We start from the raw sequence: 7,348 nt of genomic DNA on the forward strand, positions 1-7,348 counted from the left end.
TTTAATAAAAAAATTATGTAATAAAAATTCTATAAATGTATCTAATATATATGAAGTTTCAATAGCTGCAAATACAACTATGATGCATGTATTATTAAATATTAACCCTATGTCTATAGGAAAATCTCCATATTCACCTACTTTTGTGAAAAGTAAAAATGTTAGGGCTAAAGACTTAGGTATAGAAATATCTAAGTTTGGAAGTGTGTATTTACTTCCAGGCGTATCTAGTTATATAGGGGCTGATATTGTAGCGGGTGTATGTGTTAGTAACTTAAAAGAGACAGATAAAAATGTATTATTTATAGATATAGGTACAAATGGAGAAATGGTCTTATCTAAAAAAGGTGAGTTAGTATCTTGTTCATGTGCAGCAGGACCTGCATTAGAGGGTATGAATATAAGCTGTGGAATGAGGGCTGGAGATGGGGCTATTGAAAATATCAAAATTGAAAATCAAATAAATATCAATACTATAGGAAATCAGAAACCTGTAGGAATATGTGGAAGCGGAATTGTTGATGCAATTAGTGAATTAGCAAGATTAAAACTTATAGGAAAGACAGGGCGTATAGTAAAAAAAGATGCTGCAAAAGATAATAAAAAAATAAGTCACTTAAGTGATTACATAGCAGATGAAAATAAAAAGAGACGATTTATAATATCTAAAGGTGATAAAGAAATATCTATAACTCAAGAAGATATAAGACAAGTGCAACTTGCAAAAGGAGCTATTTTATCAGGAATTTATGCATTAGCAGATCAAGTTAACATGGATATAAATGAGTTAGATAAAGTAATAATAGCTGGACAATTTGGGAAGCATCTAAGCATAGAAAGTTTAGTTGGGGTTGGTATAATACCAAAAGAGCTTAAAGATAAGATAACATATATAGGAAACTCCTCTAAAACAGGAGCTATTATGAGTTTATTATCTAAGAATATTAGAAAAAATATGGATTTTATAGCAAGTGATATAAATTATTTCGAATTATCTACAAAAGAAGGATATGAAAGATTATTTACAGACTGCTTAAAATTTTAAAAGGTGATTAAATGATAAAAATAGATATAGTCTCTGGATTCTTAGGTTCTGGAAAAACTACGCTTATAAAAAAAATACTAAATGATAATAAGAATGAAAAAGTTGTAGTTTTAGAAAATGAGTTTGGACAAATAGGAATAGATGGAGAACTTATAAAAAAAGATGGACTAGAAGTTATAGAACTTCAAAATGGATGTATATGCTGTAGTATAAAATTAAATTTTAAAAACACTATAGAGGAAATTATAGAAAAACTTAGTCCTGATAGAATAGTAATAGAGCCAACTGGAGTAGGTTTACTCAGTGAAATATTAGTAATGCTTAATGATAAAAAGCTTAAAAAATATTTAAAATTAAATTCTATAATTACTGTGGTAGATGGAGTTAATTATTTCGATTATATAGATAATTTTGGTGAATTTTATGAAGACCAAATAAAAAATGCTAAGACAATAACAATAAGTAAATCTCAACTTATAGATAATGAAAATTTAAATATGGTAATTAATTCATTGAAAAATATAAATGAAAACTCATACATAATTTATGAAGAATGGGATAGTGAAGAATTTTATAAAGTAACTAAAAATATTAATGAGTTAGCTAATTTTAGCGATGAAGATATAAAAAAAATAAAAACTAAAGATATAAGTGAAAGCATGAAAGAAATCTCATCTATAGCTTTAATGCCTATTAAAACATACTCTACAAAAGATATAGAAAAAATCTTTGAAACTTTAGAAACAGAGTCATTAGGTAAAATAATAAGATGTAAAGGTTTTGTAAATAGTGGAAATAGTCTATTGGAGTTCAATTATGTAAATGGTAAATATGACATTAAAAAAAGTTGCTTAAAAATTTGTCCTAAACTTTGTATAATAGGAACGGAGTTAAAGTTTGAAGAATTAAAAAAGACTTTTATATAGGGGGAAATATGGAAAAATTAGAGTTTAAATGTGATCAGATAGATAATGAAAATATACCACTAGAGATAATACAGGGTTCTAATTTAAGTTTTCCTAATTTACATAAGAATGCAAATGATATGGCATACATATCGAAAAGTTTAAAAGATTATAGAAAAGATAGTATTTGCAAGTTGCCATTTTGTACTACAGTAGAGGCTGAAGCTTTTGGTGCAAATATAAACTTAGGAGATGAAAAAAACTGTCCTAGGTCAAGAGATTATGCATTTTCTAGTTTAGAAGAATTATCTAAATTAGATAATATAGATTTTGACAATGGAAGGATAAAAGAAGTATTAGAATCAATAAGTATACTAAGTTCAAAAAATGAAATAGTAACTTTGAATGTTTGCGGACCTATGACAATTATATCTTTACTTGTAGACTTAAAGTATTTTTATAAAGGGGTTAGAAAGAACCTTGAGTGTATAGACAAGTTAATGAATATTATTGAGGATAATATAGTTAATTATATAGTTAAAGGATATGAAAAAGGAGCTAAGATAATATCCTATAGTGACCCAGTAGGAGATATAAATATTGTTGGCCCAAAAGTATATGAAGAAGTAGTTAGTAAAACAACTATCAATATATTAGAAAGAGCTTCGACATGTATTGGCGAAGGGGTAATACACATATGTGGAAAGACGTCTTCAGCGCTTTTTAATCTAAAGAAATGTAAATTTACAAAAGTTGAATATGAAAGTTGCTTAACTTACGGAGAAGCTATCTGCAATATTATAGAAAGTAAAAAAGTTAAAATTATAGGTAATAATTGTATGAAAAGAACTCAATATAATTTGAAAAATTCACAAATTTTTATAATCGATATTAATTAAAAAAGAAACTACCATTAAATTTTAATAAAATTTAATGGTAGTTTCTTTTTTAATTTTCATATGCTAATTTTGAAAAGCTTTGAGTAATTAACATATTAGTTAAAACTAGTTATCGTAAGTTATATCTATCAATTTGCAGATTACCCATATTAATTAGTGACAAAACTATCATTACATACAAATATACACATATAATATTTTGATAAAAGAATTTGTTGAGGAGGGATTTTTATATATTGTAAAGCTATTTTAGAATATGATGAATGCATTGTTAACATATATGAGAAAGTTGAAACTATATCAAAATTTTTAGGAAAAGACGAAAACATAAAAAATTATGTAAAATAAAAGTATAAAATAAGTAAAAAAAATTCTATTGAATGTGTTAAATCTATATTAATAAGTATAGAAAAATCCAATAGGGATTGGAATGTAACCAATTTAGAAAAAGAAATTCAATATATATTAAATAAATGTGAAACTTTAAATATCCCAGTAATAATAGATTTAAAAGAAGTAGAAAGCTACATAGGAGAACTTAGTAGATTGAAGCAAAAATATAAGCATAATTTTTATTTGAAAAAAGCAGTTAAATTAAAAGAAGATGAAGAATACTCTAAATGTGAATTAAACATAAAAAAAGGTGTGAAAAAATTATATATAGATATAATAGACTCACAAGATATATGTATATACATATATAACCAGTATAATAATTTCTTGGGACCATTAGATTTTGATTCAATAGGAAATACCTTTGATTTAGAAAATACAAGCATAGACATAAGTTCTAAAAATGAAAAATCCTTAACTATAAAAATGACATCAAAAAAATCAATAAACGAAGGAACATGGAGTTTATATTTAAAAAAATTAAATGTAAAAGAAAAAAAATTAGAAGTTTATGTTACAACAGGAACGAACTGTGAAATAAAAAATGTGTTACTAAAAGATGGTAATAAATCGTTAGTTATTGCCAAAAATTCAAATAATGTGAGACAGTTGCATCATAGTAAAGTTAATGAAGATATAGATTATGATAGATATATACCCTCCTTTTATATTCATTTTAATGAAGACATATATGAAGATCTAGATAAATTAAATGGAATGGTTAAACTTTATAAGATACATAAGAATTTTGGAATTATATATTTAGATAAAAATAATATAGATCAGAGTTCATATATTTATGGATTAAAATCAATAATTTCAATTGAGAGACATATAAAGATGACTCAATTAGCTAAAATTAACTTAAGTACAGAAAATGGGATAACTGCAACAGAGGAAATAGGAGCAAATTATTTTAAAACAAATCCTAATATAGATATAAGTGGTAGTAAAGTTTTAATTTGCATTGCAAATTCAGGGATTGATTACTTGCATCCTGATTTTATATATCCGGATGGAACTTCAAAGATTCGCTACTTATGGGATCAGACAAAAGATGAAAATCCTCCTGATGGATTTATTATAGGAACTGAATATACTAGAGAGGATTTAAACAAGGCAATACAAGAAAATAATAAAAATTTGTCTATAGACGAGGAAGGCATAGGAACGGCATTAAGTGGAATATGTAGTGGATTAGGACGTGTAGATAATGAATACTCAGGAGTTGCAGAAAGTAGTGAGCTAATAGTAGTTAAACTAAAAAAAATAAATGGATTTTACAATAATTCCATGCTAAGTGCAGCATTAGAATATGCATATGAAAAAGCAAAAAAAGAAAATTTGCCATTGATTAACAATATAACATTAGGAAGTAATCAGTCTATGTCTAGTGGAATAAGTACTATTGAGAACGATAAATTTTTTGAATATGGATTTTGTAATATTGTAGCTGCAGGAAATGAAGGAAAAGGAGATCACCATGCAACAGGATTGATAAATTTTGAGGGGGAAGTAAAAGATATAAAAATTGAAGTACATGAAGATGAGGAAGAGATTGAAGTAGATTTATGGATGAATAAACCAGATAAATTAAACGTAATAATAGTATCTCCAACTGGAGAAGAAAGTAAACTGTCATATGTATCAAACTACAGTATAATGGAAGGATTATTTGACCTAGAGAGAACTATGTATAGAATTTACACAATATATCCTTTACCATATGGAGGACAGCAACAAACGGCAATTAAACTAACAAATGTAAAAAAAGGAATTTGGACAATTAGATTAATTGGTCAGTATATAACAAATGGAATTTATAATTTATACCTTCCAAATAATGGTTTAACTAAGTCTGTTGTTAAGTTTAGTTTAAATAACCCTAAATACACAATAAGTTTTCCAGGAGGGTATAGAGACATGATAACTGTAGGAACATATGATAGTGTAAATAAAAGTATTTGGTCTGAATCTTCAAGAGGACCTGTAATAGGAGTTATAGGAAAAATGATTAAGCCGGATATAGTAGCTCCAGGGGTTAATATAATAGCTGCATATCCTGGGAAAAAGTATTGTACTATTACAGGTAGTTCTGTATCAGCATCGTATGTAGCCGGAGGAGTTGCATTAGTTATGCAATATACATTTTCAGACAGGTATTACAAAAGTAAAGCGGTCGTTCAAAAGATAAGAACATTTTTAAGAGGTGGAGCAAAGAGAAGTGATCGATTAGTATACCCAAATGAAATTTATGGTTATGGAATTTTAGATATAAAAGGTGCATTTGATCAATTAAAATAATTTTTTGGAAGGATATTAATTATGAAATCATATATTATTATTTATAATGGAGAAATATATGAACTCAAAGATGAGTTAGAAAAGTATAATATTAACCAGTATGCTATTTTGAATGAAAAGCTGGTCACTATATATGTAGAAGAATCTTTTGATGAGCGAATTTTAAATAAACTTGAGTTTGCATATGATTGGATGTTATCTATTCCTGTAAGTTCTCTTATAGAAATTGGTGATAATAATTACAATAAGGGTTCAAGAGTAAGAGAAGTAGCAGATATAGATTATATAGAGCGAAATCCATACATATGTACATTTGGAGATGGTAATGTAATTGCTATTATTGACTCTGGAATAGATTATTTACATCCTGACTTTATTAATGAAGATGGAAGTAGCAAAATTATAGCTATATGGGATCAAGAAAGTGACAAAGGTAATTCACCAGAAAACTTAAACTTTGGAAGCGAATTTAGTAGGGAGGAAATAAATGAATATATAAAAATTAATAGCTACGAGTTGACTAAGGACATACAAGGAACAGGAACTATAGCTGCAGGAATAGCATGTGGAAATGGAAGGTTAAACTCACTATATAAAGGAATAGCACCAAAAAGTGAATTACTTATTGTAAAATTAAGAGCTATTAAAGATGTATATAAAAAGGGAACAATAGGATATGAACTAAGTGATTTTTTAGCAGGAATTAGTTATGTAGTAAGCTTTATAAAAAAATATAATAAAAATTTCATATTGAATTTAACTTTAGCAGAGAGAAGTGAATCAATTATTTTAACTAATTTTTTAGATACTTTTAGTGAACTTAAAAGAGCTGGAAATATAGTAGTTAGTGGAATGGGAAATGAAGGTAATACAGATATTCATTGTAGTGGAAAATTTATTAGTATGGATGAAATAGAAGATGTAATTATACAAATAGGAAATCAGGAAAATTTAGATATTTCAATAAGCTGTATTGGCCCAGATAAAATTTCAGCAACTCTAATATCACCATCTGGTGAATATAGTTATCCTATTCAATATTCTCCAGATGGAAATATGTATAATGGGACATTTAACATTGAAAATACTAAATATTCATTTCGGTATATATATCCATGGATAAAATCAGGAACGGGAGAAATTTTAATTAAATTAGAAAATGTAAAACCTGGAATGTGGACACTTAGATTACAGCCTGAATTTATTATAACTGGAGAGTATGATGTTTACTTGCCTAATAAAAATTTAATAGATAAAGATACTAGATTTGTAAATTCAAATTATTTTTCTACTACTAATATTTTTGCTGCTACAGAGAATAGCATATCTATAGGAGGATTTAATAATGAAATTGATAGTATGTGGCTAGGATCATCAATAGGAACATTAAATCAAGTACCACTAAAACCTGATATAGTTGCTCCATGTATAAATATAGTAGGACCTTATAAAGATAGGTCCTACGTAAAGGCTAGTGGAACTGGAGTAAGTAGCTCTATTGTAACTGGAGTTGTATCTATACTAGTAGATTTTTTGGTATCTCAAAGTAATTTGAATCAGAGGTTAATATTTAATGATATAATAAAGACATATTTAATGATAGGTGCTGATAGGTTCATATATAAATATCCTAATATAAGAATGGGATATGGAGTTTTAAATTTAAGAAATACTATACAACAAATATCTCAAAACTTAAGATAAAAGAAAGGATAATATGAAGAACTAAAAACATAGTTTATATAAATTAAGAACAACATTAAAAGGCTATGACTTAACAGTCATAGCCTTAAGTTGATAGT

General features: G+C 26.8%; 5 protein-coding genes. All 5 read left to right on the forward strand.

Annotated features, from left to right (window positions below; translation table 11 throughout):
• The coding region (locus VN21_RS07345; protein ID WP_046822682.1) for an ASKHA domain-containing protein at positions 1-1,045 on the forward strand (1,045 nt) is incomplete at its 5' end.
• Between the two features lie 11 nt (positions 1,046-1,056).
• The gene (locus VN21_RS07350) at positions 1,057-1,971 is read left to right on the forward strand and encodes a GTP-binding protein (protein ID WP_046822683.1); all 915 of its coding nucleotides are present in this window, start codon (positions 1,057-1,059) and stop codon (positions 1,969-1,971) included.
• A gap of 8 nt (positions 1,972-1,979) precedes the next feature.
• Positions 1,980-2,849, forward strand: a complete 870-nt coding sequence (locus tag VN21_RS07355) for a uroporphyrinogen decarboxylase family protein (RefSeq protein WP_046822684.1) — start codon at positions 1,980-1,982, stop codon at positions 2,847-2,849.
• Positions 2,850-3,395: 546 nt separating this feature from the next.
• A complete protein-coding gene (locus VN21_RS07360) occupies positions 3,396-5,546 on the forward strand; it encodes a S8 family peptidase (RefSeq protein WP_052952005.1) in 2,151 nt (716 codons plus the stop codon).
• Between the two features lie 21 nt (positions 5,547-5,567).
• The gene (gene cspC, locus VN21_RS07365; protein ID WP_226896680.1) at positions 5,568-7,250 is read left to right on the forward strand and encodes a bile acid germinant receptor pseudoprotease CspC; all 1,683 of its coding nucleotides are present in this window, start codon (positions 5,568-5,570) and stop codon (positions 7,248-7,250) included.
• Positions 7,251-7,348: the final 98 nt, after the last annotated feature.

Origin of the sequence: Paraclostridium benzoelyticum (assembly GCF_001006285.1) — a bacterium.
GTDB lineage: Bacteria > Bacillota > Clostridia > Peptostreptococcales > Peptostreptococcaceae > Paraclostridium > Paraclostridium benzoelyticum.